Below are 25,825 nucleotides of genomic sequence, written 5' to 3'. Positions count from 1 at the left end.
CGAGACGGCAGGTGCGCCAATCGATGGAGATCAGGACGAAAATGCGTAACCTCGCGATCAAATTTGCTGCAGCAGGCATTCTTGCGATGCTGGCGGCCCCAGCCCTTGCCGAAAATATCGAAGTTCACATGCTCAACAAGGGTGCCGAAGGCGCCATGGTTTTCGAGCCCGCCTATATCAAGGCCAATCCGGGCGACACGATCACCTTCATTCCGGTGGACAAGGGACATAATGTCGAATCCATCAAGGACATGATCCCTGAAGGGGCCGAAAAATTCAAAAGCAAGGTCAATGAGAACTATGTGCTGACGGTTACCCAACCTGGCGCATATCTGGTAAAGTGCACACCGCATTATGCCATGGGTATGATCGCGCTCATCGCTGTCGGTGACAACCCGGCCAATCTCGACCAGATCGTTTCGGCCAAGAAGCCGAAGATCGTTCAGGAGCGGCTGGATAAGGTTATCGCCAGCGCCAAGTAAGAGTGACAGAAAACTCTCGATGAGCCGAACTTGAACCGGCTTCATGACGAGGACATCATGACCAGACAGCCAAGCCTGCAGGCAGTACCTGCTGCGATGCCATCCGATCAAAAAGGTATGCCGCGCGGACTGAAAATGACCGGTCCCGTCCTCCTCAGCTATGGCTTCCGCCCATTCTTTCTGGGCGGAGCCATATGGGCCGTTCTGGCCATGCTTTTCTGGATACTATCGCTGACACTCGGAATGCCGCCCGGAATGTCATTGGGCGGCTCCTATGGCGGGTTGAACTGGCACGCCCATGAAATGGTGTTCGGTTTCTCCTCCGCTGTTCTGGCAGGTTTCCTGCTGACAGCCATTCCGAACTGGACAGGCGGCCTGCCGGTATCGGGCACACCGCTCGCCATTCTCTGCGGGGTATGGCTTGCAGGACGGCTCGTGTTTCTGGAGCCTGACCTGATCGATGTGCGCTTTGCAGTCGCTGTCGAAAGTCTGTTTCTGCCCTCGCTGCTTTTCATCTGCGCGCGGGAAATCATTGCCGGGCGCCAATGGAAAAACCTGAAGGTGCTGGCTGGTGTTGCAACGGTGATGGTTGCCAATCTCGTCTTCCATTATCTGATCCTGACCGACGGCGACGTGGCATTGGCCAACCGCATCGGGGTCAGCGCCTATGTCCTGCTGGTTATGGTGATTGGTGGGCGCATTGTGCCGAGCTTCACCCGCAACTGGCTCAACAAGATGGGGAAGACACGCTTTCCGGTGCCTTTCAACCGCTATGACGGTTTCAGCATTCTCGTCGGAGTGGCTGCCTGCATCGGCTGGATCGCCGCTCCCGACCAGACGATAACGGCGGTACTGGCGTGGATTGCAGCCCTGTTTCATATTGTGCGGCTTTACCGCTGGCGGGGGTGGTCTGTGGCGCGGGAAAAGCTGCTGCTTGTTCTTCATGTCGCCTATGCGTTCATCCCGCTCGGTTTCATCGCCATCGGTCTGTCGGCCATTGATCGCCTCAATCCCTATTCCGCACTGCATGTCGTGACGGTGGGGGCGATCGGCTGCATGATGCTGGCAGTCATGACGCGGGCCACCCGCGGCCATACCGGGCGCGAGCTCACGGCTTCGCCCGTCACGCAGGTCGCTTATCTTTGCCTTGTCGCGGCAGCGCTGATCCGCCCGCTGGCGGAAGTAATGCCGAATTTCTTCCACACCATCCTCGCCGCATCGGCTTTGCTCTGGATGGGCGCTTTCGGGCTCTATGTTCTGGAATACGGTCCGATGCTGTTACGCGAGAGACGTCAGCGCATGGCCGGGGCGTAAACCGTCTCATCTGGATACCATTATAAGGAGCAGTCCGTGGTCATCTACGGGCTGCTTTTTTGTGTTTCGGGAGGTGAGTCGCGACGCCAAAGTTGCGATTCGGGCCGTTCGAGGGGGCTAAAACAGGGGTGTGGAAAGAAAAATCACACTCAAGATCACATTTAAATCGTTATAATGTTATGGCCGTATTGTTATGCTTTTGAAACGGTGTTACCGGAATTGGTGCCTGAGAGGCTGGCCTTAAAAGGGTCGCGAAATCTCGGGCAGCACGAGCGCATTGCGTCGAGTTGGCGTTACGCCCCGTTACACGATGCGCCCTGGCTTTGTTGTTTTTACGCATTTCCGCACCGAACCGGGTTTCGTTTGCCGGACATGCTCAAGGCTTTGCTTTTGGCAAGGAGGTTGCCGCCGATGAATTTCGCCCCGCCCGTATCAGATATGCTGCAACTCGCCAACTGCATTCGCGCTCTCTCGATCGATGCCGTCGATGCCGCCAATTCCGGCCATCCGGGAATGCCGCTCGGCATGGCCGACGCTGCAGCCGTTCTGTTCTCGAAGCATTTGAAATTCGACGCATCGGCTCCCAACTGGGCAGACCGCGACCGTTTTGTGCTCTCCAACGGCCACGGCTCGATGCTGCTTTACAGCGCGCTTTATCTGGCGGGCTACAAGGATGTGTCCATCGACGAGGTGAAGAACTTCCGCCAGTGGGGTTCGAAGACCGCCGGTCATCCGGAATATGGCCACACCGAAGGCGTTGAGCTGACCACCGGCCCGCTGGGTCAGGGCCTCGCCAGCTCGGTCGGCATGGCAATCGCCGAACGCGCGCTCGCCGACCAGTTCGGCAAGGATATCGTCGATCACCGCACCTATGTGTTCTGCGGCGACGGCTGCCTCATGGAAGGCGTGGGACAGGAAGCGATCTCGCTGGCGGGTCACCTTCGCCTCGGCAAGCTGATCCTGCTTTATGACGATAATGGCATCACCATCGACGGCAGCACGGAAATCGCCTTCACCGACGATATTCCCGCCAAGTTCAAGGCGTGCGGCTGGAACGTCGAAAAGGTCGACGGTCACGATCACGACGCTATCGATGCGGCGCTGACGCGCGCCAAGGCTCAAGCCGACCGCCCGACGCTGATCGCGCTCAAGACCGTCATTGGCTATGGTTCGCCAAATCGCGCCGGTACGAGCGGCGTGCACGGCGCGCCACTGGGTGCGGCTGAAAATGCCGCCACCAAGGCAGCACTCGGCTGGACCGCGGAAGCTTTTGAGATTCCGGCCCCGTTGCTCAGTGCCTGGCGTGAAGCCGGTGCGCGTGGCGTTTCCGACCGTGAAGCATGGCAGAAGCGCGTCGATGCGCTGCCTGCAACCGAACGCGCCGAATTCGACCGTCGTATTGCTGGCGTTCTGCCGGAAAGCTTTGCGGCGGTTGTCCACGACGCCAAGCAGCGTCTCCTCGACAAGCCGCAGAATGTTGCGACCCGCAAGGCAAGCCAGATCGCGCTTGAAAGCCTGACGGCGGCGCTGCCGGAAATGATCGGCGGCTCGGCTGACCTTACCCATTCGAACCTCACCCGCGTTCCTGCCGTCGACAGCGATTTCACGCCGGAAAAGAGCGGTCGCTATGTCAGCTACGGCGTGCGTGAATTTGCGATGGGCGCGGCCATGAACGGTATCGCGGTCCATGGAGGTTTCATCCCTTACGGCGGCACCTTCATGGTGTTCTCCGATTACGCCCGCAACGCCATTCGCCTTTCGGCGCTCATGGGCGTGCGTGTCATCCACGTGTTGACACATGACTCCATCGGTCTCGGCGAAGACGGCCCGACCCACCAGCCGGTTGAACATCTGGCCAGCCTGCGCGCCATGCCGAACCTGCACGTCTTCCGCCCGGCAGACACGATTGAAACGCTGGAATGCTGGGCTGTTGCGGTTTCCGATCCGCATACGCCTTCGGTTCTGGCCCTGTCACGCCAGAACGTGCCGCAGCTTCGTACCGACAATGGCGAGAACCTTTCCGCACGCGGCGCCTATGTGCTGCGTGAGGCGAAGGGCGAGCGCCAGATCACGCTGCTTGCCACGGGCACGGAAGTCTCGCTCGCTGTGAAGGCTGCCGAGAAGCTTGCCGAAGAAGGCATCGCCACGGCGGTTGTCTCCATGCCGAGCTGGGATCTGTTCGAAAAGCAGAGCAAGGACTATCGCAAGGGTGTTCTGGGCGATGCGCCGCGCATCGCTGTCGAGGCCGCAGGCAAGTTCGGCTGGACACGGTATGTCGACAGCGAAGACGATGTGATCGGTATGGATGGCTTCGGCGCTTCGGCACCTGCTGAAGTGCTCTATGAAAAATTCGGCATCACGGCCGAGGCGATTATCGCCCGCGCCAAATTCTTGCTGGAGCAGGGCAAATGACGATGGCTGGCAATTTTTCTCCACTGGTTCTGGTGGGCGATAGCGATCGCGTGGAAGCCGAAGCGGTCGGCGCCTATCTCGACAACTGGGCTGGCAAGGACGGCTTGCGTCTTGCGACCGCCGACGCCATCAAGGCTATTCTGGCTGGCGCAACGCGTCTTGCCGGTCGCATTGCACGCGGTTCGCTTCCCGGCGATCCGGGCAAGCTTGTCGGCGTCAATAGCGATCAGGACCAGCAGAAGTGCATCGATGTCGGTTCGCACAATCTGTTCGTTGAGCTGCTGATTGCTGCGGGTGCAGCCTCCATTCTTTCGGAAGAAGCGGACCTCCCGGTGGCGGGAAAGGCCGATGGGCTGATTGCCGTTGCCATCGATCCGCTTGACGGTTCGGGCAATGTGGGCCTCGGCGCACCGCTTGGCACGATTTTCTCGATTTTCCCGGCTGATACGGCTGAGCCGTTTTTGCAGCCCGGCAACCGCCAGATTGCTGCCGGTTATGTTTCCTACGGCAATTCGGTCGATCTCGGCTTTTCGGTCGGCGAGGGCGTGATCTTCGCGACCTTCGATCCGGCAAGCGGGGTTTTCCATATCACGCGCCGCAATGTGACGCTGCCGGAACGCACGTCGGATCTGGCGTTCAACGCATCGGTCCAGCGGCATTTGTCCGCTGGCATGCAGGCCTATGTCAACGACGCATTCCTTGGAAAGGATGGCCCGCGCGGGCGTAACTTCAACATGCGCTGGCTCGGTGCTGCGGTGGGCGACATGCACCGCATCATGCAGCGCGGCGGCCTGTTCTTTTACGTGAATGACAGCCGCCCCGGCTACGAAAAGGGCCGCTTGCGGCTCGTCTACGAAGCCAACCCTATTGCTTTCCTCGCCCGTGAGGCGGGTGGCAAGGCGACCGACGGTTCGATATCTATTCTCGATATCGTCCCGCAAACCTATCACGAGCGCAGTGCGCTGGTGTTCGGCGTGGCCGAAGAGGTGGATATCCTCGGCGAATACTTCGCGAAATAACCTGATCTGACATCGTCTGGAGCATTGGAAATGCTCCATCCATTTGTTTTTACGCGCATCTTGTTCCGAAAACCGTTTCACATTTTTCGGGATGCGCTCTAGGAGGCTAGAAATGGCGCGCATTACGCTGCGGCAATTGCTCGATCACGCCGCTGAACAGGGTTACGGCGTCCCGGCATTCAACATCAACAACATGGAACAGGCGCTTGCCATCATGGAAGCGGCGGATGCCGCCGATGCGCCGGTGATCCTGCAGGCTTCGCGCGGCGCGCGTTCCTACGCAAACGACATCATGCTCCGTCACATGATGGACGCGGTGACGGAAATCTATCCGCATATTCCGGTCTGCGTGCATCTGGACCATGGCAACGAAGCCGCCACCTGCATGACCGCCATCCAGGCGGGCTTCACCTCCGTCATGATGGACGGCTCGCTCAAGGCTGACGGCAAGACGCCTGCCGACTGGGACTACAATGTTTCCGTCACGCGTCAGGTCAGCGAGATGTCGCATCTTGGCGGCATCTCGGTGGAAGGGGAACTCGGCGTTCTGGGTTCGCTCGAAACCGGCATGGGCGATGCAGAAGACGGCCACGGCGCGGAAGGCGTGCTGTCGCATGACCAGCTTCTGACCGATCCGGACGAAGCTGTAAAATTCGTGCGCGAAACCAAGGTCGATGCACTGGCAATCGCCATGGGCACGTCGCATGGCGCCTACAAGTTCAGCCGCAAGCCGGACGGTTCCGTCCTCGCCATGAATGTGATCGAGGAAATCCATCGCAAGCTGCCTAACACGCATCTTGTCATGCATGGTTCGTCTTCTGTGCCGGAAGAGTTGCAGGAAATCATCAACAAGTATGGCGGCAAGATGAAGCCGACCTGGGGCGTTCCGGTCGAGGAAATCCAGCGCGGCATCAAGCATGGCGTGCGCAAGATCAACATCGACACGGACAACCGCATGGCGCTGACCGGCCAGATCCGCCGCGTCCTGCAGGAAGATCCGAGCGAATTCGATCCGCGCAAGTACCTGAAGCCAGCAATGGCTGCCATGACCAAGCTCTGCAAGGAGCGTTTCGAGCAGTTCGGCACCGCCGGTCATGCTGCCTCGATCCGTCCGATCCCGCTTTCCGAAATGGCAAAGCGCTATCGCGATGGTTCGCTGGACCCGAAGTTCAGCTAAGTTTTGCGATTATACCAAGTCTCGCTGAGACTTGGTTAAGCCCGTGCGGCGATTGAGCATCTTCAGGGCGTGATGCGTTAGCATCTTAGCGCCCTGCTATAAGCCAAAAGAAAAGCGGCCTGATGGCCGCTTTTTTTGTTTTCAAGAGACTGAATAATCAGCCCTTGTTGTACTTCGCGTCAACTTCGTTGATCGCGTTGACATTGCCAGCCGAACGGCCATTTTCGTCAAAGGTCTCAGCGAGAAAGGCGTCGGCAATGGTCTTGGCCACTTCCGAGCCGATGACGCGGGCGCCCATGGTGATGATCTGGGCATTGTTGGAAAGCGCTGCGCGCTCTGCCGAATAGGTGTCATGCGTCAGCGCAGCGCGGATGCCGGGAACCTTGTTGGCTGCAATGCACACACCGATGCCGGTGCCGCAAACGAGGATGGCGCGGTCATAGGTGCCGTCGAGAACGGCGGAAGCCACACGGTCGGAAAGGTTGGCGTAGAATGTATCTGCGCCGGCGTCTGTGCGCGAGATTTCCGAAACCTCGAAGCGATCCTTGAGGTGATCGGCCAGAACCTTGGCCAGACCCTCACCGGCGCTGTCGCCTGCTACTGCTACTTTCATAGTGGTACTCCTTGATTTACTGGATTTTGGCGGCGCACTTGGCCAGAATGTCGAGATAGCCTTCGACGTTCCATGCCGAGCGACCGATGAAAAGCCCGTCAATGTGCGGGCAGGCAATCAGTTCTTCGCAATTGCCCGGATTGACCGAGCCGCCATAGAGGCAAGGCACGCGACGACCGAGCACGCTTTCTGCAACCGCGATGATTTCCGCCTGGCGCGCATCGGCATAATCCGCTGATGCGGGGATACCATTTTCGCCGATGGCCCAGACCGGCTCATAGGCAAACAGGATTTCCGCCTGCTTCTGATCGTCGGAAAGCTTGGACAATGCGCCCCGCACTTCTTCCTCAAGCACTTCCGCTGCGCGTCCGCTTTCGCGGTCTTCCAGCGTCTCACCGATGCAGATGAGCGGGATCAGGCCGTGGCGCACAGCGGCCTCGACCTTGAGGCCGACCGTTTCGTTGGTTTCACCGAAATGTTCACGGCGCTCGGAATGACCGAGCTCGACGATATCGAGATTGCAGTCCTTGAGCATCAGCGGCGAAATCTCGCCGGTCCATGCTCCCTGATCGGCCCAATGCATGTTCTGTGCGCCGACCTTGACGGACGTGCCGGACAGGATTTCCTTCACTTCGCGCACGGCGGTAAATGGCGGGATGACGAAACGCTGAATGTCGGTCGAGCGGCTTGCATCGGCAGCTTTCAAGGCTTCGGCGAAAACGCGGGCCTCGGCCAGCGTCTTGTTCATCTTCCAGCTTGTGCCAATCCAGAACTTGGTCATGCTCAATTTTCGTCCTCTAGGTTTATGCGCAGTCGTCAGCGATGGTCAGTGCAATGCCAGCCTGTTCAAGATCGGCCAGTACAGTCGCGTCGGGGGAGGCATCGGTTATGATCGCGTCGAAATCGGAAAGATCAGCCATCACATGCAGGGCAGGGCGTCCGAACCGCTGGTGATTGACCAGAAGGCAGGTGCGGGCGGCGGATGCCGTCATGGCGCGCTTGGTGCGAACAACATTCTCATCCATGTGATAGACGAGCTTGCCATTGACTGCAGGCGAGGAAATGAAGGCGATGTCGGCGCTCAGATGCGACAGGGCCCCTTCCGTCAGGATGCCGAAAAACGCATTGAACTTGGCTGAATAGGTTCCGCCGAGCGCAATCAGATTGATCCCGTTCTCGCCCTTCAGTTCATCGATGATGACGGCATTGTTGGTGATGACTGTCAGCGGGCGCTTTTCCAGAAGCATGCCGCCAAGGACAGCCGCCATGGAGCCGTCATTAATCATCACCGTCATGCCGGGTTCAACAAGCTCGAGCGCGGCGCGCGCCATCTTCTGCTTCGCTTCGCCGTCCTGCCGTTCGCGGAAGCGGAAATCGCTTTCAAATTGTGTGCCGGTATCGATCGTCGCGCCGCCGCGTACCTTGCGCAGCACGCCGGTATGTTCCAGCGAATCCAGATCGCGATGGATCGTCATTTTGGAAACAGCAAACCGATCCGCCAGATCGTCGAGATCGACGGCCTGATTTTCGATCAGAAGGTTTATGATTGCCTGTCTTCTGTCGTCGCGCTTCACGCTTTCGTCCGATCTCATTGGCGGAACATTTATCGCGTGAAGTTAGATCACAAAATCACAAAAAAATCTATTGTAAAAATGTTATTATGTTATTTTCCGTTCGGCTGTTCAACGAGCGCTTTTGCCGTGCGCTCATCGGTGATGAGGCCGTAAAGACGACCGCTTTTCAGCACGGCGCGGATGGCCTCCGCCTTGGAAATTCCACCGGCAAGGCCCACGATTCGGCTCATATCCGCGTTTTCGACCGATGCGGCGATGGTGCGGGCGGTCAATGCTGTTTCGAGGCGCTGGCCATTGGCGTCAAAGAAATGGCCGAGCATTTCGCCAACGCCGCCGAGGCTGGCGATCTCTTCCACTTCAGCCAGTTCTATCATGCCGGATGTGACAAGCTGCGCCTGCGCATCGACTGTGCCGATGCCGACGATCTTCAGTTCGGCCTGGCAACCCATGTCGAAAACTGTGGTGACGCCGCGCTGTGCGAGCAGCACTTCGCGGTCTTCTGCCGTGTTGGCGAAGAAGGGCACCGGCATCACATAAGCAGGCATACCGGTCTTTTCGGCGATGCGGTGCATCACATCATGCGGGTTGGCGGCGAAATTGCGCGTCAGGCCGCCGAGCAGCGACACGAAGCGCAGGTCATTGGCAACGACGCGCGGCATATAGTTGACTGCAGCCGAAAGCGTGCGGCCATGACCGATGCCGATGACTTCATGGTCGCCATGCTCGATCTCGCGCCGCAGAAAATCCGCACCCGCATGGCCAAGCGCCATGAGCGGCAGGCCTTCCTCGCCAATGTCAGGCGCAACTTCGCAATAATCGAGGCCGTACATATCGGCGAGGCGGTTTTCGAGGTCAATACATTCGGTGATATCACCGTCGATACTGACCTTCACCGCACCGTCCGCGACGGCTTTGGCAATAAGGCGATGCGCTTTCACGGAGGGCAGACCAAGGCGCTTCGCAACGGCTGACTGGGTCATGCCCGCCACGAAGTGAAGCCATGCGGCGCGCAGCGCCAATGAATCGTCAGTATCTGCCATTGAAAGCGATCCGGTTCCTTAAATTGTCTATATCTTCAAGTCGTTAGCGCCGGTGTCAATGTGCGGAGCCCAGAAAGCCACACTTTCCGCAATCTGCGGAATGACTTCACGGTCGTTTGGCTCGCGTTCCTTGAACGACAGTTCGAGGCAGATTTCATTGTCCACCGCGCCGCCTTCGGCAAAGGCTTTCAGAAGCGGTTCGGGGTGAATGCGACCCTTGGCATTGAACGCGGCGGTGAACGGACGATGCCCACCCTTGTCCATCAGGCTCTGCTTGATGTGAATGATCGGCGAGACTTTCGGCACTGCACGCGCCCAGGCGTAGGGATCGAAATCGTCCGGATTGGCGGATGTCACATCGCCATGGTCGATATCGGCCATCATCCACATCGGAATTGCCATGTCGGCGGCGGTCAGGCGATCCTGAAGCTTCATGCATTCGGCAATCGTCTCGCCAAATTCACGCCCGATGCTCATCGGTTCCCAGAACACATAGTCGAGACCGGCACGGCTCGCATGTTCGGCGACTTCCGCCCAGCAGTCGATGGCGATCTTGATAAGCTCTTCGCGGCGCGTAGCGTCATCGAAATCCTTATAGGTGAAGATTGCAAATTGCGTGCCGACCGACTTGCCGCCAAGATCGCCGATAATGTCGGCAAAGGTCTTGAACCAGTCGATATAGTAGCGGCGCACTTCTGCATCCGGATGGCCGAAATGGTTGAGGCGGCCATAGGGGCCGGTCATGCCCGAAGTGACGCGGACACCGGTGCGCTGCAAGGCCTTGTCCATATCGCGGGTGAGACGGCGGATGGTTGAAGCCTGCCAGCTTGGATTGATGAACTCGTGTGTGAGCTGGAGGTCACGCAGGCGGAGATCGCGCGCAACTGTTTCGATCAGGTCGTCCGGTTCGGCAAAGCGGTTGACCAGCGGATTGGTGTTGAGCGAAAGCGTAAGGGCCATATCGTCCTCAAGCAACTAGATTGGCGTTGTCGAACCATTCCACAAAGGCGGCGCGTTCGGCTTCGGTCAGGTGCAGATAGTGCTTGGTGCGGCGATAGAGAATGTCTTCCGCCGTCTTCGCCCATTCCTTTGCCACCAGATAACGCACCTCCGCCTCATGGAAATTGCCGCCGAAATGACGGCCAAGCCCTTCGAGATTCTGTGCGCCTGCAACAACGTCTTTCGTGCGCGCGCCGTAGAGACGACCGTAATGCTGGACGAGCGCGCGCGGCATCCACGGATAGGTGTCGCGCAAACTATTGGCGAAGGTTTCATAATCGGCATTGGCGATTTCGCCGCCCGGAAGCGGTGCGCCATGCGTCCAGTCGCCGCCCATTTTCGGGAAGATGTGCTTGAGGCGATGCATGCCGCGCTCCGCCAGCTCGCGGAACGTGGTGATCTTGCCGCCAAAGACGTTGAGCAGCGGCGCGTCGTTGGTTTCGTCGAGGTCGAAGACATAATCGCGGGTGACGGCGGAAGGGTTGCCCTTGCCATCGTCGAACAGCGGGCGAACACCGGAGAAGGAATGCAGCACGTCTTCGCGCCTGAGCTTTTCCTTGAAATAGCGGTTCACCGCAGTCAGCAGATATTCGATTTCCTTCTCATCCGCTGCAACGTCTTCGGCACGGCCTTCATAGGCGATGTCGGTGGTGCCGATCAGCGCCTTGTCGCCCTCATAAGGATTGATGAAGATAACGCGCTTGTCGTGGTTCTGGACGAGATAGGCATTTGCGCCCGACCAGAATTTCGGAACGATGATGTGGCTGCCCTTGACGAGACGCACATTGCGCGACGAGTTGGAGCCAGCGACATTGTGAATGACATCCGTAACCCATGGTCCGGCGCAGTTGACGATGCAGCGCGCGCGGAATGTGCGGGTTTCGCCGGTGTCGCGGTTCTTTGTTTCCACGATCCAGCCGCCTTTTTCGCGGCGTGCGGAGACGACAGGCGTGCGGGTCAGAATGGTCGCGCCTTTTTCAGCAGCGCCTACGGCATTGAGCGCAACGAGACGCGCATCATCAACCCAGCAGTCGGAATATTCGAAGCCCTTGGTGTACTGGTCGAGGATCGGCGTGCCTTCCGGATCGCGCCGCAGGTCGAGCGTGCGCGTGCCGGGAAGCTTCTTGCGACCGCCGAGGTGGTCATAGAGAAACAGGCCAAGCCGCACCAGCCAGGCCGGACGGTCCTGCGGGCTGTGCGGCAGCACGAAACGCATCGGCCAGATGATATGGGGAGCGGCGTTCATCAGCACTTCGCGCTCGATCAGCGCTTCGCGCACAAGGCGGAATTCATAATATTCGAGATAACGCAGGCCGCCATGCACCAGCTTGCCGGAGCGTGACGAAGTTCCCTGCGCCAGATCGTCTTTTTCCGCAAGCACCACCTTGAGGCCGCGCCCGGCGGCGTCACGGGCCACGCCCGCGCCGTTGATACCGCCGCCGATGACAAAGAGATCGCAGGTTTCCGGTTCAGCCATTTCATGCTCCTTCGGATGCAATCGCATCCCACAGTCTATATGTGCCGGAAGGGAGGTCCGGCCTTATTCGTTTTGTTCACCGCATTTCCGAACGCAAAACCGTTTCACGCTTTTGCTGGAAATGCTCTATCAGAAGCCAGCTTGTCCCAGACCGGCGTCAGTGCCAGCCGGGCTTCCTGATAGGCAACGAAGAGTTCTTCATAGTGCTGTGCGCGCGGACCATCCGGGGCCTCGCAAGGGCCAAGCAGCGGCTCGACCCATTCAGCAATACATGCATCCATGCTCGGATAAGCGCCGATGGCTACCGCAGCCATCATGGCAGCACCTGCGGCTCCCGCCTCTTCACGCGAGGAAACGCGCACCGGCGCATTCACTGCTGCGGCAAGGGTGCTGCGCAAAGCCTTTGAGCGTGCGGCACCGCCGGTAATGCGCAATTCGGCGGGCATTTCACCCATGGCCGTGTAGCAATCGCGCGTCGCCATGCCGAGGCCCTCGACAACCGAGCGCACCATTTCCGGGAAACGGTCGCGACTGGAAAGGCCGACGAAACCGGCCCGGGCATAGGCATTGACGAAGGGGCCGCGTTCGCCGGCTTCCGAAATATACGGATGATAGAGGATCGTGCCCGGACGGCTGGCATTGAACCAGTCATCAAGACGGGGAATAAGGTCACCGAGCGAAACGGGCTTGTCCGGCGTCGACATGAGATCGGCAGCGACCTGCAATATCCAGTCGATATTGATCGTCGCGCCCATATTGGTCTGCACCTGCGTAACGATACCGGGAATGGGCAGGGCGATGACGTAGCCGGTGCCTTCCTTGTTCAGGTGGATGTCGGCAATCGGCTTGGCACGCATGTGCACGCCTGTGGAACCGATGGTCGAGCATCCGGCTCCTGCCGTTCCGCCGCGAACGCCTGCGCCGAGTGCGGTCATCGCCATATCGACATAGGCAAGACTCACCGGCGTTCCCGCCCGCAAGCCCGTTGCTGCTGCCGCTTCGGGGGAAAGCGGATGCTGCACTTCGGTGCCGTCGATGATTTCCGGCAACAATCCACGCCGTTTCGTCAGGCCGAGCGCGTCGATGACGACATCGTCATACTGGCGATTGCGGAAATTGCCGAAGGTGAAGCTTGCTTCCGAGGGGTCGGTGGCGCGAATGCCGGTGAGATTGAGATAGAGCCAGTCCTTGCAGTGGAGCGCGACTTCGGCATTGTCCAGAAGCTCGGGCGCGATAGCGTCCATATGCGCCATCTGCGAGCCCTGCTGGCAGGTGTTCAGCCCGGTGCCGGTCGCTTCAAAGCGCGCGCGGTTCATGGGGCCAGCGGCAAGCCGCGTGACGGTCGTTGCCGCGCGGGCATCAAGCCACAGCCAGGCATCGCCAACCGGCTGGTTGTCGCGACCGACGAGCCAGGTTCCGTCGCCCTGACCGGTTACGGCTATTGCCGCAGTGCGTTCGGCAAGGCCCGGCATTTTCGCACCAAGGTCGCGCAATGCGCGCGCGCAATCCTGCCACGTTTGGGAAAGCGATTGCGTGACGGCACCATGGTCGCCGGTATCGTATTTGTTGCGGACAGCCGCAGATTCAATCTGGCGCCCGGTGAGGTCGAAAGCGACTGCCTTGAGCACGGAGGTGCCCGCGTCGATCCCGATGATGATGTCACCTTTCTCACGCATGGCGGATATGTGCTTTCATTGACATTTGGATTCCTCCCGCGACTGAAAATGCGTCGCTCGCGGCCCCGTTTATAATGAAGTCGGGCAATGGCGTATGCAGGAGATAACATAACGCTATCGCCTTGTCTGTAAAATTTTCGAGAGAGCGAATTTTTTTTCACCAAAGAGTGAATGTGGGGAAATTCGCTATGCCTCCAAAGGCGGTTTCTGCTCCGATTCTCTTCAATCCATTACTTCATGTTGGTAGCTAAACTATACTCAAATGATTGAAAATAAATGGAAAAAATTCCGTCCCTGATTGCGGTTCAGTTGGGTGGGGCAAGAAAAGAGTGCACTGTGAATCGTGCGAGTGATAACGAATTATGTAGTGGATTTCCCTATATCGTGATCGGGATTCGGCATGAAATTGTGCTAATTCACCGGTGTTTCGAAAACATCCGATTGACAGCTTTCGAGCTTTATAACATCATTATTGGAGTTAATAACACGCCGCTATCATAAGTTCCGATTGCGGCGCATCTGTTCCAGGATGCACGGAGGAGCGGGGCCCTGGAATTCATGTGGAGGCTATCATGATCTCGTCCGTCGCATCCTGCACCGCTTTGGCGGAGGCTTTCGCCTACCCGGCAAGCACGATGGCTTTGGTCGAGGGTGGTCCCCGGGCGGTTTAATTCAGCCGCATCATCCGTTTCCATAACGACAATACGGCAGAATTGCTGAAGGCGTTTGATAATGAGTGCACAAACCAGTCAAGTTTCACAAAAACCCGCAAAGCTGAGCCGCGCCGTCGTCTGGAGCGTGATCGCTGCGGTGGTGGTTGTCGGCGCGATTGCCTTCGACACGAAGGTCGTGAAGATCGGGTCTGATTCCGATGTGCGCCAGCAGGCTTTCTCTCCCGATGCCTATGGCACGTCCGAATTCCCCAAGGTGAAGGCCAGCGTCGAGCAGCGCGCCGTGGATGCTGTGGAAGTTGGAACGGCTCTCGCCGCCGACAAGGCCGCAGCCGGAAAGAAATATGGCGTGGGCGACGTCAATCCGGTTGTCCCGGTCAAATTCACGGGCACCGTTGAAGAGCGCAAGTCCAACTACAATGTCGTGAAGGTCGATGGCCTGCCGGAAGGCATTGTCATCCGTGTCCAGACCGGCCCCGCCGTCAACGGCACTGATCTGCGCGATGCGACCGGCGAAATCCAGTTCGGCCAGTTCAAGAACCAGATCGAATATCAAAATGCCGGTTCTGCCCTGAACAACGAAATGAAGAAGCAGGTGCTTTCGGGCGTCGATGTCGAGAATCTCGTCGGCAAGACCGTGACGGTTGTTGGCGTGTTCAAGGTCGTCAATCCGAAGAACTGGCTCGTCACGCCAGTGGGGCTCGAAGTGAAATGAGCACCGCTTCTAAAATCGAAGGCAAAAACGGCGATGTCGTTCTTGCCGCGCACAACGTCGCCAAAGCCTATGGTCGCATTCATGCCTTGAAGGGCGTGAATTTCGAAATCCGCCGTGGTCAGGTGACGACGCTTTTCGGCGAAAATGGCGCCGGTAAATCGACGCTGATGAAAGTGCTTTCGGGCGTCATTCAGCCGACTTCCGGCACGATCATTCTCGACGGCGAGCCGGTAACGTTCAATTCGTCTACCGAAGCGCGCGATCTCGGCATCTCGATCATCCATCAGGAATTGAGCCTCGCGCCCAACATGAACGTGCGCGACAACATCTTCATGGGACGCGAAATTCGCACCGCCACCGGCGTTGATTTTGCCGAGGAAGAACGACTGACGCGCGAGCTTCTGAAGGAGCTGGAAGAAGACATCGATCCGTTGACGCCGGTTGAGGAACTTCGTCTCGGCCAGCAGCAGGTCGTTGAAATCGCCCGCGCTCTTTCGGTCAATTCGCGCATTCTCATCATGGACGAGCCGACTTCGGCGCTCAGTGCCTCGGAAGTGGAAGTCCTGTTCAAGGTCATTCGCGACCTGACGGCGCGCGGTGTCGCCATCGTCTATATTTCGCACCATCTGGAAGAAGCGCTGCAGATCACCAATCATGCGGTGGTGCTGCGCGACGGAACCATGACGGCCTATGCGCCGCGTGAGGAAATCGATCTGGAATGGATCGTGCGCAACATGGTTGGCGAGAACTTCGATCTCGGCTCGCCTCCGACCGGATATGACTGGGGCGATGTCGCGCTTTCTGTCGAGAACCTGACTGTTCCCGATCCGAGTGGCGCGGGCTTCTCGCTGGTCGACCGCATGTCGCTCAATGTGCGCGCGGGTGAAATCGTCTGCATTTACGGTCTCATGGGCGCTGGTCGCACAGAGCTTCTGGAAACCGTTGCCGGTCGTCTCAGGGCAAGCGGCGGACGTGTTCTCCTGAAAGGGCAGGATGTTTCCGGCCTCACCATCGCGCAGCGTATCGAGAAGGGCCTTGTGCTGGTGCCGGAAGATCGCCAGCGCGACGGTCTCGTCCAGACGATGACGGTCGGCAAGAACCTGTCGCTCGCCAGCATCGCCGAAATGACGAAGGGCCTTTTCACATCGCGCAAGCGTGAAAAGCAGATTGTCGATCAGTCGATCAAGAATGTGCACATCAAGACGGATGGCGGCGAAGCGACAATCGGTTCGCTTTCCGGTGGTAACCAGCAGAAGGTCGTGATCGGCAAGATGCTGGCAACCGAGCCGGAAGTCATTCTGCTCGACGAGCCGAGCCGCGGCATCGACATCGGGGCGAAGGCGGAAGTGTTCAAGCTTCTGGCTGAAAAGGCGAAGCAGGGTCTGGCTGTCGTCTACACGACTTCGGAAGTCGGCGAATGCCTCAGCATCGCTCATCGTATCATCGTCATGCACCGTGGACGCATCTCTGCCGAATTCGGATCGGACGTGTCCAAGGAGAAGATCATGGCCGCCTCGGGCGAAGCCATGGTCGGTCACTAAAATAGTTATGGAGCACTGATAGAATGTCAGTCACGAGCACCAACAAAGAAACAGCGGCTCCGAACGGCGCGAAGCGGAAACCCGGCATCGTGCATCTGCTGCTCGAAGGTCGTGCATTTTTTGCACTGATCGCGATCATCGCAGTTTTCTCGTTCCTTTCGCCTTATTATTTCACGGTCGACAACTTCCTCATCATGTCGTCGCACGTGGCCATTTTCGGTCTGCTTGCCATCGGCATGCTGCTCGTCATCCTCAATGGCGGCATCGATCTTTCCGTTGGCTCCACATTGGGGCTGGCCGGTGTGGTCGCCGGTTTTCTGATGCAGGGCGTGACGCTGCAGGAATTCGGCATCATTCTCTATTTCCCGGTCTGGGCCGTGGTTCTCATCACCTGTGCGCTCGGCGCGTTCGTCGGCGCGGTCAACGGCGTGCTCATCGCCTATCTGCGCGTTCCGGCCTTCGTTGCGACGCTCGGCGTTCTCTATTGCGCGCGCGGCGTGGCGCTTCTGATGACCAATGGCCTGACCTACAACAATCTCGGCGGACGTCCGGAACTTGGCAATACCGGCTTTGAATGGCTTGGTTTCAACAAGTTGTTCGGCGTGCCGATCGGCGTTCTGGTTCTGGCGGTTCTCGCCATCATCTGCGCGATCGTTCTCAACCGCACAGCATTTGGCCGCTGGCTCTATGCATCGGGCGGCAACGAACGTGCGGCCGAACTTTCCGGCGTTCCGGTCAAGCGCGTCAAGGTGTCGGTCTATGTCATTTCCGGTATCTGCGCTGCCATCGCAGGTCTGGTTCTTTCTTCGCAGCTTACGTCGGCTGGTCCGACAGCAGGCACCACTTACGAACTGACGGCAATCGCTGCCGTGGTTATCGGTGGCGCTGCGCTCACTGGGGGGCGCGGTACTATACAGGGCACACTTCTCGGCGCTTTCGTGATCGGTTTCCTTTCCGACGGCCTCGTGATTATCGGCGTGTCCTCCTACTGGCAGACCGTCTTTACCGGCGCGGTGATCGTGCTCGCGGTTCTGCTCAACAGCATTCAATACTCCCGGCGATGATCGATAGCGGCTCTGTCCACCGTTCCGGATGGAGCCGCGAAAACAGCCGGGCGTATCGAAAGACTTCCAAAAGGGCACAAGATCTCGAAAACGGCCTGATGGAAATGAGTACCGCCGGGGAACCGGCATAACGCAAACGAAAAATGTTAAGGGAGTGAGACCATGTTCAAGAAGGGAATGCGCGTTCTGTTCGCCGCTGCGGCAGCGTTGCCTCTCATCGCCAGCACGGCCTGGGCCGAAGGACTGATGACGATCATCGTCAACGATCCGTCCAATCCGTACTGGTACACCGAAGGCGAAATTGCCAAGAAGACCGCTGAAGGTCTCGGCTACAAGGCTGTTGTCGGTGGCCACAAGGGCGACACCAACACCGAAAGCAACCTGATCGACACGGCTATCACCAACAAGTCGGTTGCCATCATTCTCGACCCGGCCAATGCGGACGGTTCGGTCGGCGCGGTCAAGCGTGCAATCGCCGCCAATATCCCGGTTTTCCTCGTCAACGCGGAAATCAACCAGGAAGGCCTGGCCAAGGCGCAGCTCGTTTCCAACAACGCACAGGGCGCCGCTATCGGTGCGACCCAGTGGGTCGAAAGCGTTGGCGACAAGGGCAAGTATGTCGAGCTGTTCGGTTCGCCATCGGACAACAACGCCGCAACGCGCTCGAACGGCTATGAAACCGTTCTGTCGCAGTATCCCGATCTGGTGAAGGCCGGTCAGGACGTCGCCAACTGGGACCGTACCCAGGGTCACGACAAGATGCAGGCTCTGCTTCAGGCCAATCCGGACATCATCGGCGTTATCTCCGGTAATGACGAAATGGCTCTGGGCGCAATTGCTGCTCTGAAGAAGGCTGGCAAGCTGGATCAGGTGAAGGTCGGTGGTTTCGACGGTTCGCCGGATGCGGTTGCAGCCATCAAGGCCGGTGAACTGCAGTACACCGTTCTGCAGCCGGTTGCCGTGTTCTCGGAAGCTGCCGTCAAGCAGGCCGACAACTTCATCAAGACCGGCAAGACCGGTGTGGATCATGAAAAGCAGCTCTTCGACTGCATCCTGATCACCAAGGACAATGTTGACAAGTACACCTCGCCGTTCGTTCTCGAACAGTAAGGTTTGAAAAGGCGCATCCCGGCAGCAGAACGCTTTCGGGATGCGCATTTCCAGAAGTCCCTCTCCTCAAGAAAGTCCCATGCAATCACTCGCTGGATTTTGGGGCTGAAGACCGCGCAATATAAAGCCTCTCAGGCGATTCCGAAGCTTTTGGAACGCGCAAGCAAGGGGACAAGTGACAGGCATGGCAGTGAGCAACAAAGCAAGCATTGACAAGCTGATGGCGGAGCAAGTGCCGAACGACAGCCGGCATGCGCGTCAGCTCGTCCGGCGCCAGCAGATTGCAGAAACTGTAATGGCTGAAGGCTCGATGCGTATCGAGGACCTCACCGAACGGTTCGGCATCAGCCTGATGACAGCGCATCGCGACGTCGATGAACTGGTAAGCCGTGGCCTGTTTCGCAAGTCGCGCGGCATCGTGTCGGCTGCGCCCACAAGCCTGATCGAGGCAAGTGATCTTTATCGCGTTACCCGCCAGTCGGAAGAAAAGAAACTGATCGCCGAAGCTGCAATGCAGTTCGTTGAGCCGGGACAGGCCATTTTCTTCGATGATTCCACCACTGTTCTGCAAATGGTGCCGCATCTTCCGGGCAAGGGGCCGCTCACCGTCATTACAAACTCGCTGATTCTGATGAACGAAGTACGCGACATCAAGGATGTGACGCTGCTCGGTCTTGGCGGTCAGCTCTATAACTGGTGCAACGCATTCGTCGGCGGCATGACGATCCACGAAATTCGTCGTCTTCGCGCCGATGTGGCCTTCATTTCGATTGCAGCGATCACCGACGACCTCCTGTTTCATCAATCACCGGAAATGGTGGAAACCAAGCGTGCCATGCTGGACTGCGCCGCCAAGCGTATCCTTCTGGCCGATCACACAAAATTCGAGCGCCGCGCTTTACACAATTTCGGGGCGCTCAGCGACTTCGATGTCGTCATCGTGGATGAGGCTACGCCTTTCGCGCATATCGAGCGCATGGAGGCACAAGGCATCAACGTGGTGGTTGCCCGCGCCGGAACAGGCGGCAAGCAAGAATAGCCCGCGCATATTTATCAGGAATACGATACATGCCCTCTCTGCTCGGAATCGACAGCGGACTGACCGTCACCAAAGCCGTATTGTTCGATATTGACGGAACCACCCTTGCCGTTGCCCGCCGCCGCGTGGCGCAATCCTTTCCGCGCGCCCGCCATGTCGAACGCGACATGGATGAATTCTGGAATGCAACGGCGGATGCGATTGCCGAAGCCATCGCTAAAAGCGGGCGACCTGCTTCCGACATTCTGGCCATTGCCACCACAGCGCATGGTGATGGCATCTATATGCTCGACAAGGATCGCCGTCCGCTTGGCGCAGGCATATTGTCTCTCGACAGCCGCGCCGTTGATGTTGCGGAGCGTTGGGTCAATAGCCCCGTTGCCGAGCAGGCCATAACCATCACCGGCCAGCTTCCCCATGCATCGGCACCATCCGCCATTCTGGCATGGGTGAAGGAAAACGAACCGGAACGCTTTGGCCGCATCGCGCATGTGATCGCCTGCAAGGACTGGCTGCGCTTTTGCCTGACCGGCGATGTCGGGACGGATCGTACCGAAGCCTCGACCTCCTTCACCGATGTCAATACGCAGGAATATTCGAAAGAAGCGCTCGCCCTTTTCGGGCTGGACGCGCTTTGGGATGCACTGCCACCCATGTCGCGTTCCGATGAAATCGTGGGTAGCGTTTCTGTCGAATGCGCACAACGTACAGGCCTCGTTGCCGGAACACCGGTTGTCGGTGGCTTGCACGATGTTACCGCTTCAGCGCTTGGCGTCGGCGGGCTTGGCATCGGGACCGTTGCCGTGGTTGCCGGAACCTATTCGATCAACGAAACGCTGTCGTCCGAACCGCGCGTCGACAAAAGCTGGTTCTGCCGTAATGGTATTGCGCCGGGCGAATGGAACAATATGTCGATCTCGCCGGCATCGACGGCCAATTACGACTGGTTCCTCGACAAGCTCTGCCCGGCAGAACGGCGCGAGGCAGAGGAAACAGGGCGTTCCATCCACGACATGCTGCGCCCGGAAATCGATACGGCATTGGCGAAGCCTTCGACGGCGATGTTCCATCCCTATCTCTTCGGCTCGCCCTATGGGGCGATGGCGAGCGGTGCGTTTTTCGGTCTGCGCGGCTGGCAGGATCGGGGCGATATGCTGCGCGCAATCTGGGAAGGCATTGCCTTCAATCATCGCATCCATGTCGATCACCTGAAGGACGGGTTTGCAATCTCCGCTGCGCGCCTCACCGGCGGCGTGTCGCGTAGCCCGGCTTTCGCGCAGATGTTTGCCAATGTTCTCGGCATGCCCGTTACCGTCACGGATACGGACGAGGCTGCTGCCTGGGGGGCTGCCCTTTGCGCTGGCAAGGGCGCAGGTGTCTTTGCCAATGTCTACAGCGACCCGCGCGATCTCGACGCCATAGGCCGCACCTATGAACCGGATGCAGCGCGAAGCGCGCTGTATGAAAAGCGCTATCAGCTTTTCAAGGAGATCGCATCTGCGCTTGGGCCGGTCTGGCCAAAGATCGAAGCTCTTGCGGATTGAAGGACAAGGCGCGATGCGCCACAGACATAAAGACAGTAAGATGAATGACTTCGCAGGCAAGGCCGGAATGAAAAGCCGCATCGGACAACTGGAAGCCGAGGGCGTGGATGTGCTCATCCTTGGCGCTGGTGTCAACGGAGCAGGCCTCTATCGCGATCTTTGCGAGCAGGGCGTGAGCTGTCTCATCGTCGACAAGGCGGATTTCGGTTCAGGCACAAGTGCTGCGCCGTCGCGGCTTATCCATGGCGGCCTCAAATATCTGGAAACCGGTGAGTTCGGGCTTGTGGCCCAGTCCACACTGGAACGTAATCTGCTTTTGAAAAATGCGCCGCACAATGTCGAGCCGCTGCCGACTTTCATTCCTGTCTTCTCATGGACCAAGGGTATTACGGCGGCGTTGCGTACCCTATTGGGCTCGACGACCGCGCCACGCAGCCGTGGGGCCGTGCTGATCAAGATCGGTCTGGCGCTTTACGATTATTTTGGTGCGCGCGAGCGCGTTATGCCGCGTCACCGTTTTCTGCTGAAGGAGACGGCGACCAAGGAAATGCCCCATATCACGCCCGCAATCGTGGCGGGCGGCATCTATCATGACGCGAAGGTCAGCCAGCCGGAACGTCTGGTCTATGAACTTGTCAGCGACGGGCTGCGCGCCAATCCGAAAAGCGCTGCCGCCAATTTCACGACGCTGGTTTCCGCCGAGAACGGCCTTATCGGCTTTGAAGGGCCGGATGGTGTGAAATTCGCGGTGAGGCCGAAGCTGGTCATCAACGCGGCTGGGCCATGGATCGACCGGGTCAATGCTGCGCTTGGCAAGCCGACCAAGATGATCGGCGGCACCAAGGGCTCGCATATTCTTGTCGATCACCCTGAATTGGTGAAGAGCCTGAACGGACGAATGATCTATTTCGAGGCGGATGACGGACGCATCTGCCTTGTCTACGACTATCACGGTCTGGCGCTGGTGGGTTCCACCGATATTCCATCGGACGATCCCGACAATGTGCGCTGCGACGATCCTGAAACCGACTATTTCATCGACAGCCTGCGTTCGCTGCTGCCGAAGCTCAAATTCGACCGCAGCCAAATCGTCTACACTTACAGCGGCATTCGTCCGCTTCCGGCTTCCAATGCTTCCGAACCGGGTTTGATCAGTCGCGATCATTCCGCGCCCGTCATCGAGCCGGATAACGAACGGCCATTCGCGATCATTTCGCTTGTTGGCGGCAAGTGGACCACATTCCGCGGCTTTGCCGAGGAAGTGGCCGACAAGGTTCTGGGCCGGTTCGACAAGACGCGGCAGGTTTCAACGCGAAACCTCCCTATAGGCGGCGGCAGGGACTATCCGTCCGATGATCGCGCCCGCAAGGCTTGGGTGACGACATATGCCACCGAAACAAAGTTGTCCGCCGCACGGGTTGAGACATTGTTGAAGCGCTATGGCAGCACGGCCCTGCCGATCCTCCGGGAGGAAGCAGAAGCAACGGTCGCGATGCTGCCGGAAACCGACACGGTCAGCGCGACGGAAATCGCATGGATCGCACGCAACGAGCTTGTCGTGCATCTGGCGGACGTCGTTTTGCGGCGCACCACACTTGCAATCGACGGGGCCTTGACGACCGGCAATCTCGCCGCAATCGCCGATATTCTGGCGCGGGAGCTTGGCTGGGACGATGCGCGCAAGGCGCAGGAAATCGAAGCGGTCAACACAGAGCTTGAGAAACGGCATAACGTGATTTTGCAGCGGGATCCCGCCAAAAGGCGCTGAACAGTACGTGAAGTTGATCTATGTTGCGTTGTGAACAGGAAAGGAAACGCCTCATGGATATCAAGCGCAATGGAACTGATCCTTCGGGGAAAGGGCCTGCCGACTGGTTTACGGGCACTGTCCGTATCGATCCGCTGTTTTCTCCCAATAATGCCCGGCGTGCTGCGGCTGCGACCGTGACGTTTGAGCCCGGCGCACGCACTGCATGGCACACGCATCCGCTTGGCCAGACCCTGATCGTGACCGCCGGGCTTGGCCTTGTGCAGCGCGAAGGCGGACCGATTGAGGAAATCCGGCCCGGCGATGTGGTCTGGTTCGAACCGGGCGAGAAGCACTGGCACGGCGCATCCGCGAGCAATGCCATGACCCATATAGCCATTCAGGAACAGCTCGACGGCAAAGTCGTCGACTGGATGGAGCATGTCAGCGACGTGCAATATGGCGGTGACAAATAAATTTCGCCCCGGTTTTGCGCAGCTTTCAGAAATCGACCCGACTGATCAATGGTCAAAGGTTGCGCAAAACGCAAAGATGATTGCGTATATTGCGAACAGGCGTTTCCTGTTTCCCCTATCATGTTGTTCTCAATAAAAACAAAGGGGAGAAGATAATGAAACGCATCGTTCTTTTGCTTGCAGCAAGCGTCGCCAGCCTTGCCAGCGTGCAGGCGCATGCCGCTGAAGGCGCAAACTGCAAGGCACCCAAATTCTCCGATGTCGGCTGGACCGACATTACTGCGACGACAGCGCTCGCTTCTTTGCTGCTTGAAAAAGCCGGGTATGAGCCGCAGACAACCATTCTTTCCGTGCCGGTCACCTTCCAGTCGCTGGAAAATGGACAGATCGATATTTTCCTCGGTAACTGGATGCCGCTTCAGGAAGAAGCGCGCAAACCCTATATCGAAGGAAAGAAGGTCGAGCAGGCTGGTGTCAATCTCGAAGGCGCCAAGATTGGTCTTGCAGCAACAGGCAAGGATCTCGGCATCAAGAACTACGCTGATATCGCGAAGTTCAAGGATCAGCTTGGCGGCAAGATCTACGGTATTGAGGCTGGCAGCAGCGCCAACGCCACGATCCAGTCGATGGTCGAGAAGGACAAGTTTGGCCTGAAGGATTTCCAGCTCGCGGAATCGAGCGAGCAGGCCATGCTTTCGCAGGTTCAAAACGCGGTGCGCAAGGATGAGCCCGTTGTGTTTTTCGCGTGGACGCCGCATCCGATGAATATTCGCTATAAGCTCACCTATCTGGAAAATGGCGAAAACCTGTTCGGACCGGATGATGGCGCCGCAACCGTCGAAACATTGACCCGCAAGGGCTATGCAGCGGATTGCCCCAATGTCTCACGCTTTCTGTCGAACCTTAAGTTCAGCACGGAGATGGAAAGCACGATGATGAACATGATCCTGAACGACAGCATGGAAGCCAAGGACGCCGTCACGAAATGGATCAAGGACAACCCGGCGCAGCTTGATGCGTGGCTTGACGGCGTGACCACTTTCGACGGCAAGCCCGCGCTCGCAGAGGTGAAGTCGGGGCTTGGTCTGTAAGAAACCCGTCCGCTACTGCCGCAGCTTGCTCGGCGATTGACCGAAATGCCGCTTGAAGGCGCGCGACAGCGAACTGATCGACGAAAAGCCGGTCTGTTCCGCTGTATCCGCCATGGAGAGATGCGTATCAAGGATCAGCCGCCGGGCCGCTTTCAGCCGAAGCGACAGATAGTAATTGCCCGGTGACTGCCCGATCACATTGGCGAACAGCAATTCAAGGCTGCGCGTTGAAAGCCCAAGTCTTCGGGCGATGCTCGACACGGGGATCGGGCGGTCGATATGGGTTTCCATGATTTTTATGGCATCTGCCAGTCGTGGTTCGCGGTTAAGCAAACGGCCGAGGGATACCAGCGGCTGCGCATCGGAAGCCTGTTTCACCTCGTCGTAGATGTAGAGGCTCGCCACATCCAGCGCGATGGAATAGCCGTGGCGGGCGCGAATGAGCGCCAGCATCATGTCAAGCGCCGGTGCCGCACCTCCGGTTGTCAGAAAAGCTCCATCCCGCACCCAACGATCCGATTGCATTTCGACGTCCGGGAAGCGCTGCGAGAATGCTTCCATGTCTTCCCAGTGCGTTGTTGCCTTACGTCCGTTCAGCAATCCTGCCTTTGCCAGCACCCATGACCCGGCTTCCACACCCACGACGAGTTTCGATTGCTTGGCCGCCTGGCGCAGCATGGCGAGAAGCTTCGGCGTCGCATGTTCCAGCGCGTGAAAAGCGCTGACGATAATAAGAATATCCTGCGCGCCAGCCTCGAAACGGCCATTGGCCGCAACTTTGAGGCCGCTGGATGTGACGGGATCGCTGCCATCCGGCGACACCACCCGCCAGCGATAAAGCGAGCGGCCCGTCACGCGGTTGGCGCCGCGCATGGGGTCCAGCGTTGCAGCCAATGACATAAGCGAACAATCCGGCAGGACCAGCAAGGTAACGCTCAGTTCTTCGTCGGAGGGTTCAAAGATCATACGTTTCGCTCTTCGCCAAATAGATTTCGTAAAATGATAATCCCGGCATTTCACGACCTGTCAAGCTCGGCGAAAATT

22 protein-coding genes and 1 pseudogene are annotated in these 25,825 nt (G+C 58.3%); 14 read left to right on the top strand and 9 right to left on the bottom strand.

All coding sequences use genetic code 11. The features are described 5' to 3' along the window. The first annotated feature begins 41 nt into the window (after nt 1–41). The 5 genes from F9K91_RS01140 (at nt 42) to fba (ending at nt 6,404) form a co-directional block, all read left to right on the top strand. Nucleotides 42–482, top strand: a complete 441-nt coding sequence (locus F9K91_RS01140; RefSeq protein ID WP_151557023.1) for a pseudoazurin — start codon at nt 42–44, stop codon at nt 480–482. 57 nt (nt 483–539) lie between these two features. Beyond that, nucleotides 540–1,796, top strand: coding sequence for an NnrS family protein (locus F9K91_RS01135; protein WP_151676968.1), 1,257 nt, complete (start codon nt 540–542; stop codon nt 1,794–1,796). Between the two features lie 411 nt (nt 1,797–2,207). After that, nucleotides 2,208–4,208 carry a transketolase gene (gene tkt / locus F9K91_RS01130; protein WP_151676967.1) on the top strand — a complete coding sequence of 667 codons (2,001 nt, stop codon included), beginning with the start codon at nt 2,208–2,210 and terminating at the stop codon, nt 4,206–4,208. Continuing rightward, nucleotides 4,205–5,227, top strand: a complete 1,023-nt coding sequence (locus F9K91_RS01125; protein WP_151676966.1) for a class 1 fructose-bisphosphatase — start codon at nt 4,205–4,207, stop codon at nt 5,225–5,227. Before tkt ends, F9K91_RS01125 begins: the two co-directional genes overlap by 4 nt. A 112-nt stretch (nt 5,228–5,339) precedes the next feature. Then, nucleotides 5,340–6,404 (top strand): class II fructose-bisphosphate aldolase, encoded by a 1,065-nt coding sequence (fba, locus tag F9K91_RS01120; RefSeq protein ID WP_109986723.1) that lies wholly within the window; start codon nt 5,340–5,342, stop codon nt 6,402–6,404. 157 nt (nt 6,405–6,561) lie between these two features. On the opposite strand, the gene derI is transcribed toward fba, so the two are convergent. From derI to F9K91_RS26680, 8 genes and pseudogenes are all read right to left on the bottom strand, one after another. Further along, complete coding sequence (gene derI, locus F9K91_RS01115; RefSeq protein ID WP_029928121.1) at nt 6,562–7,017, bottom strand: D-erythrulose-4-phosphate isomerase; 456 nt, start codon at nt 7,015–7,017, stop codon at nt 6,562–6,564. Between the two features lie 16 nt (nt 7,018–7,033). After that, nucleotides 7,034–7,798, bottom strand: coding sequence for a triose-phosphate isomerase (locus F9K91_RS01110; protein ID WP_151557011.1), 765 nt, complete (start codon nt 7,796–7,798; stop codon nt 7,034–7,036). Between the two features lie 22 nt (nt 7,799–7,820). Next, entirely contained in the window at nt 7,821–8,591 is a 771-nt protein-coding gene (locus tag F9K91_RS01105) for a DeoR/GlpR family DNA-binding transcription regulator (protein WP_029928117.1), read from the bottom strand. A gap of 89 nt (nt 8,592–8,680) precedes the next feature. Beyond that, nucleotides 8,681–9,631 (bottom strand): sugar-binding transcriptional regulator, encoded by a 951-nt coding sequence (locus F9K91_RS01100; RefSeq protein ID WP_151676965.1) that lies wholly within the window; start codon nt 9,629–9,631, stop codon nt 8,681–8,683. 27 nt (nt 9,632–9,658) lie between these two features. Then, nucleotides 9,659–10,591, bottom strand: a complete 933-nt coding sequence (locus F9K91_RS01095) for a sugar phosphate isomerase/epimerase family protein (protein ID WP_151676964.1) — start codon at nt 10,589–10,591, stop codon at nt 9,659–9,661. A gap of 7 nt (nt 10,592–10,598) precedes the next feature. Next, the gene (locus tag F9K91_RS01090; RefSeq protein WP_151557003.1) at nt 10,599–12,107 is read right to left on the bottom strand and encodes a glycerol-3-phosphate dehydrogenase; all 1,509 of its coding nucleotides are present in this window, start codon (nt 12,105–12,107) and stop codon (nt 10,599–10,601) included. A 104-nt stretch (nt 12,108–12,211) separates the two neighbouring features. Next, the gene (locus F9K91_RS01085; RefSeq protein ID WP_151676963.1) at nt 12,212–13,783 is read right to left on the bottom strand and encodes an FGGY-family carbohydrate kinase; all 1,572 of its coding nucleotides are present in this window, start codon (nt 13,781–13,783) and stop codon (nt 12,212–12,214) included. A 664-nt stretch (nt 13,784–14,447) separates the two neighbouring features. Further along, nucleotides 14,448–14,536, bottom strand: a pseudogene (locus F9K91_RS26680) (ATP-binding protein); the annotation flags it as partial. On the opposite strand from F9K91_RS26680, the gene F9K91_RS01075 reads away from it, so the two are divergent. From F9K91_RS01075 to choX, 9 genes are all read left to right on the top strand, one after another. Continuing rightward, entirely contained in the window at nt 14,516–15,169 is a 654-nt protein-coding gene (locus F9K91_RS01075) for a DUF2291 family protein (protein WP_061346702.1), read from the top strand. The pseudogene F9K91_RS26680 and the gene F9K91_RS01075 sit on opposite strands and share 21 nt — an antisense overlap. Next, nucleotides 15,166–16,710, top strand: coding sequence for a sugar ABC transporter ATP-binding protein (locus F9K91_RS01070; protein ID WP_151557000.1), 1,545 nt, complete (start codon nt 15,166–15,168; stop codon nt 16,708–16,710). The genes F9K91_RS01075 and F9K91_RS01070 overlap by 4 nt, the downstream gene beginning before the upstream one ends. 23 nt (nt 16,711–16,733) lie before the next feature. After that, nucleotides 16,734–17,774 (top strand): ABC transporter permease, encoded by a 1,041-nt coding sequence (locus tag F9K91_RS01065; protein WP_061346700.1) that lies wholly within the window; start codon nt 16,734–16,736, stop codon nt 17,772–17,774. Nucleotides 17,775–17,936: 162 nt separating this feature from the next. Then, nucleotides 17,937–18,884 carry a D-ribose ABC transporter substrate-binding protein gene (locus F9K91_RS01055; protein ID WP_061346699.1) on the top strand — a complete coding sequence of 316 codons (948 nt, stop codon included), beginning with the start codon at nt 17,937–17,939 and terminating at the stop codon, nt 18,882–18,884. Nucleotides 18,885–19,068: 184 nt separating this feature from the next. Further along, complete coding sequence (locus F9K91_RS01050; protein ID WP_151556997.1) at nt 19,069–19,923, top strand: DeoR/GlpR family DNA-binding transcription regulator; 855 nt, start codon at nt 19,069–19,071, stop codon at nt 19,921–19,923. A 29-nt stretch (nt 19,924–19,952) separates the two neighbouring features. Next, nucleotides 19,953–21,467, top strand: coding sequence for an FGGY-family carbohydrate kinase (locus F9K91_RS01045; protein WP_151676962.1), 1,515 nt, complete (start codon nt 19,953–19,955; stop codon nt 21,465–21,467). Between the two features lie 40 nt (nt 21,468–21,507). After that, nucleotides 21,508–23,235: a glycerol-3-phosphate dehydrogenase/oxidase gene (locus F9K91_RS01040; RefSeq protein WP_151676961.1), complete on the top strand. Its 1,728-nt coding sequence runs from the start codon at nt 21,508–21,510 to the stop codon at nt 23,233–23,235. A gap of 53 nt (nt 23,236–23,288) precedes the next feature. Further along, nucleotides 23,289–23,690 (top strand): (R)-mandelonitrile lyase, encoded by a 402-nt coding sequence (locus F9K91_RS01035; RefSeq protein ID WP_151676960.1) that lies wholly within the window; start codon nt 23,289–23,291, stop codon nt 23,688–23,690. 155 nt (nt 23,691–23,845) lie between these two features. After that, on the top strand, nt 23,846–24,781 hold the full coding sequence (gene choX / locus F9K91_RS01030) for a choline ABC transporter substrate-binding protein (RefSeq protein WP_151556990.1): 936 nt from the start codon (nt 23,846–23,848) through the stop codon (nt 24,779–24,781). Between the two features lie 12 nt (nt 24,782–24,793). Here choX and F9K91_RS01025 read toward each other — a convergent pair whose 3' ends face one another. After that, nucleotides 24,794–25,747, bottom strand: coding sequence for a GlxA family transcriptional regulator (locus F9K91_RS01025; RefSeq protein ID WP_151676959.1), 954 nt, complete (start codon nt 25,745–25,747; stop codon nt 24,794–24,796). Nucleotides 25,748–25,825 lie beyond the last annotated feature (78 nt).

The organism is Brucella tritici (assembly GCF_008932295.1).
In the GTDB taxonomy this organism is placed as follows: domain Bacteria; phylum Pseudomonadota; class Alphaproteobacteria; order Rhizobiales; family Rhizobiaceae; genus Brucella; species Brucella tritici.
Note: the sequence above shows the minus strand (reverse complement) of the source record. Positions and strands in the feature narration are given on the sequence as shown.

What these genes read in the sequence shown, in the direction of transcription:
- F9K91_RS01140 (WP_151557023.1), top strand. Translation starts at nt 42, where the DNA reads ATGCGTAACCTCGCGATCAAATTTGCTGCAGCAGGCATTCTTGCGATG.
- F9K91_RS01135 (WP_151676968.1), top strand. Translation starts at nt 540, where the DNA reads ATGACCAGACAGCCAAGCCTGCAGGCAGTACCTGCTGCGATGCCATCC.
- tkt (WP_151676967.1), top strand. Translation starts at nt 2,208, where the DNA reads ATGAATTTCGCCCCGCCCGTATCAGATATGCTGCAACTCGCCAACTGC.
- F9K91_RS01125 (WP_151676966.1), top strand. Translation starts at nt 4,205, where the DNA reads ATGACGATGGCTGGCAATTTTTCTCCACTGGTTCTGGTGGGCGATAGC.
- fba (WP_109986723.1), top strand. Translation starts at nt 5,340, where the DNA reads ATGGCGCGCATTACGCTGCGGCAATTGCTCGATCACGCCGCTGAACAG.
- derI (WP_029928121.1), bottom strand. Translation starts at nt 7,017, where the DNA reads ATGAAAGTAGCAGTAGCAGGCGACAGCGCCGGTGAGGGTCTGGCCAAG.
- F9K91_RS01110 (WP_151557011.1), bottom strand. Translation starts at nt 7,798, where the DNA reads ATGACCAAGTTCTGGATTGGCACAAGCTGGAAGATGAACAAGACGCTG.
- F9K91_RS01100 (WP_151676965.1), bottom strand. Translation starts at nt 9,631, where the DNA reads ATGGCAGATACTGACGATTCATTGGCGCTGCGCGCCGCATGGCTTCAC.
- F9K91_RS01095 (WP_151676964.1), bottom strand. Translation starts at nt 10,591, where the DNA reads ATGGCCCTTACGCTTTCGCTCAACACCAATCCGCTGGTCAACCGCTTT.
- F9K91_RS01090 (WP_151557003.1), bottom strand. Translation starts at nt 12,107, where the DNA reads ATGGCTGAACCGGAAACCTGCGATCTCTTTGTCATCGGCGGCGGTATC.
- F9K91_RS01085 (WP_151676963.1), bottom strand. Translation starts at nt 13,783, where the DNA reads ATGCGTGAGAAAGGTGACATCATCATCGGGATCGACGCGGGCACCTCC.
- F9K91_RS01075 (WP_061346702.1), top strand. Translation starts at nt 14,516, where the DNA reads ATGAGTGCACAAACCAGTCAAGTTTCACAAAAACCCGCAAAGCTGAGC.
- F9K91_RS01070 (WP_151557000.1), top strand. Translation starts at nt 15,166, where the DNA reads ATGAGCACCGCTTCTAAAATCGAAGGCAAAAACGGCGATGTCGTTCTT.
- F9K91_RS01065 (WP_061346700.1), top strand. Translation starts at nt 16,734, where the DNA reads ATGTCAGTCACGAGCACCAACAAAGAAACAGCGGCTCCGAACGGCGCG.
- F9K91_RS01055 (WP_061346699.1), top strand. Translation starts at nt 17,937, where the DNA reads ATGTTCAAGAAGGGAATGCGCGTTCTGTTCGCCGCTGCGGCAGCGTTG.
- F9K91_RS01050 (WP_151556997.1), top strand. Translation starts at nt 19,069, where the DNA reads ATGGCAGTGAGCAACAAAGCAAGCATTGACAAGCTGATGGCGGAGCAA.
- F9K91_RS01045 (WP_151676962.1), top strand. Translation starts at nt 19,953, where the DNA reads ATGCCCTCTCTGCTCGGAATCGACAGCGGACTGACCGTCACCAAAGCC.
- F9K91_RS01040 (WP_151676961.1), top strand. Translation starts at nt 21,508, where the DNA reads ATGAATGACTTCGCAGGCAAGGCCGGAATGAAAAGCCGCATCGGACAA.
- F9K91_RS01035 (WP_151676960.1), top strand. Translation starts at nt 23,289, where the DNA reads ATGGATATCAAGCGCAATGGAACTGATCCTTCGGGGAAAGGGCCTGCC.
- choX (WP_151556990.1), top strand. Translation starts at nt 23,846, where the DNA reads ATGAAACGCATCGTTCTTTTGCTTGCAGCAAGCGTCGCCAGCCTTGCC.
- F9K91_RS01025 (WP_151676959.1), bottom strand. Translation starts at nt 25,747, where the DNA reads ATGATCTTTGAACCCTCCGACGAAGAACTGAGCGTTACCTTGCTGGTC.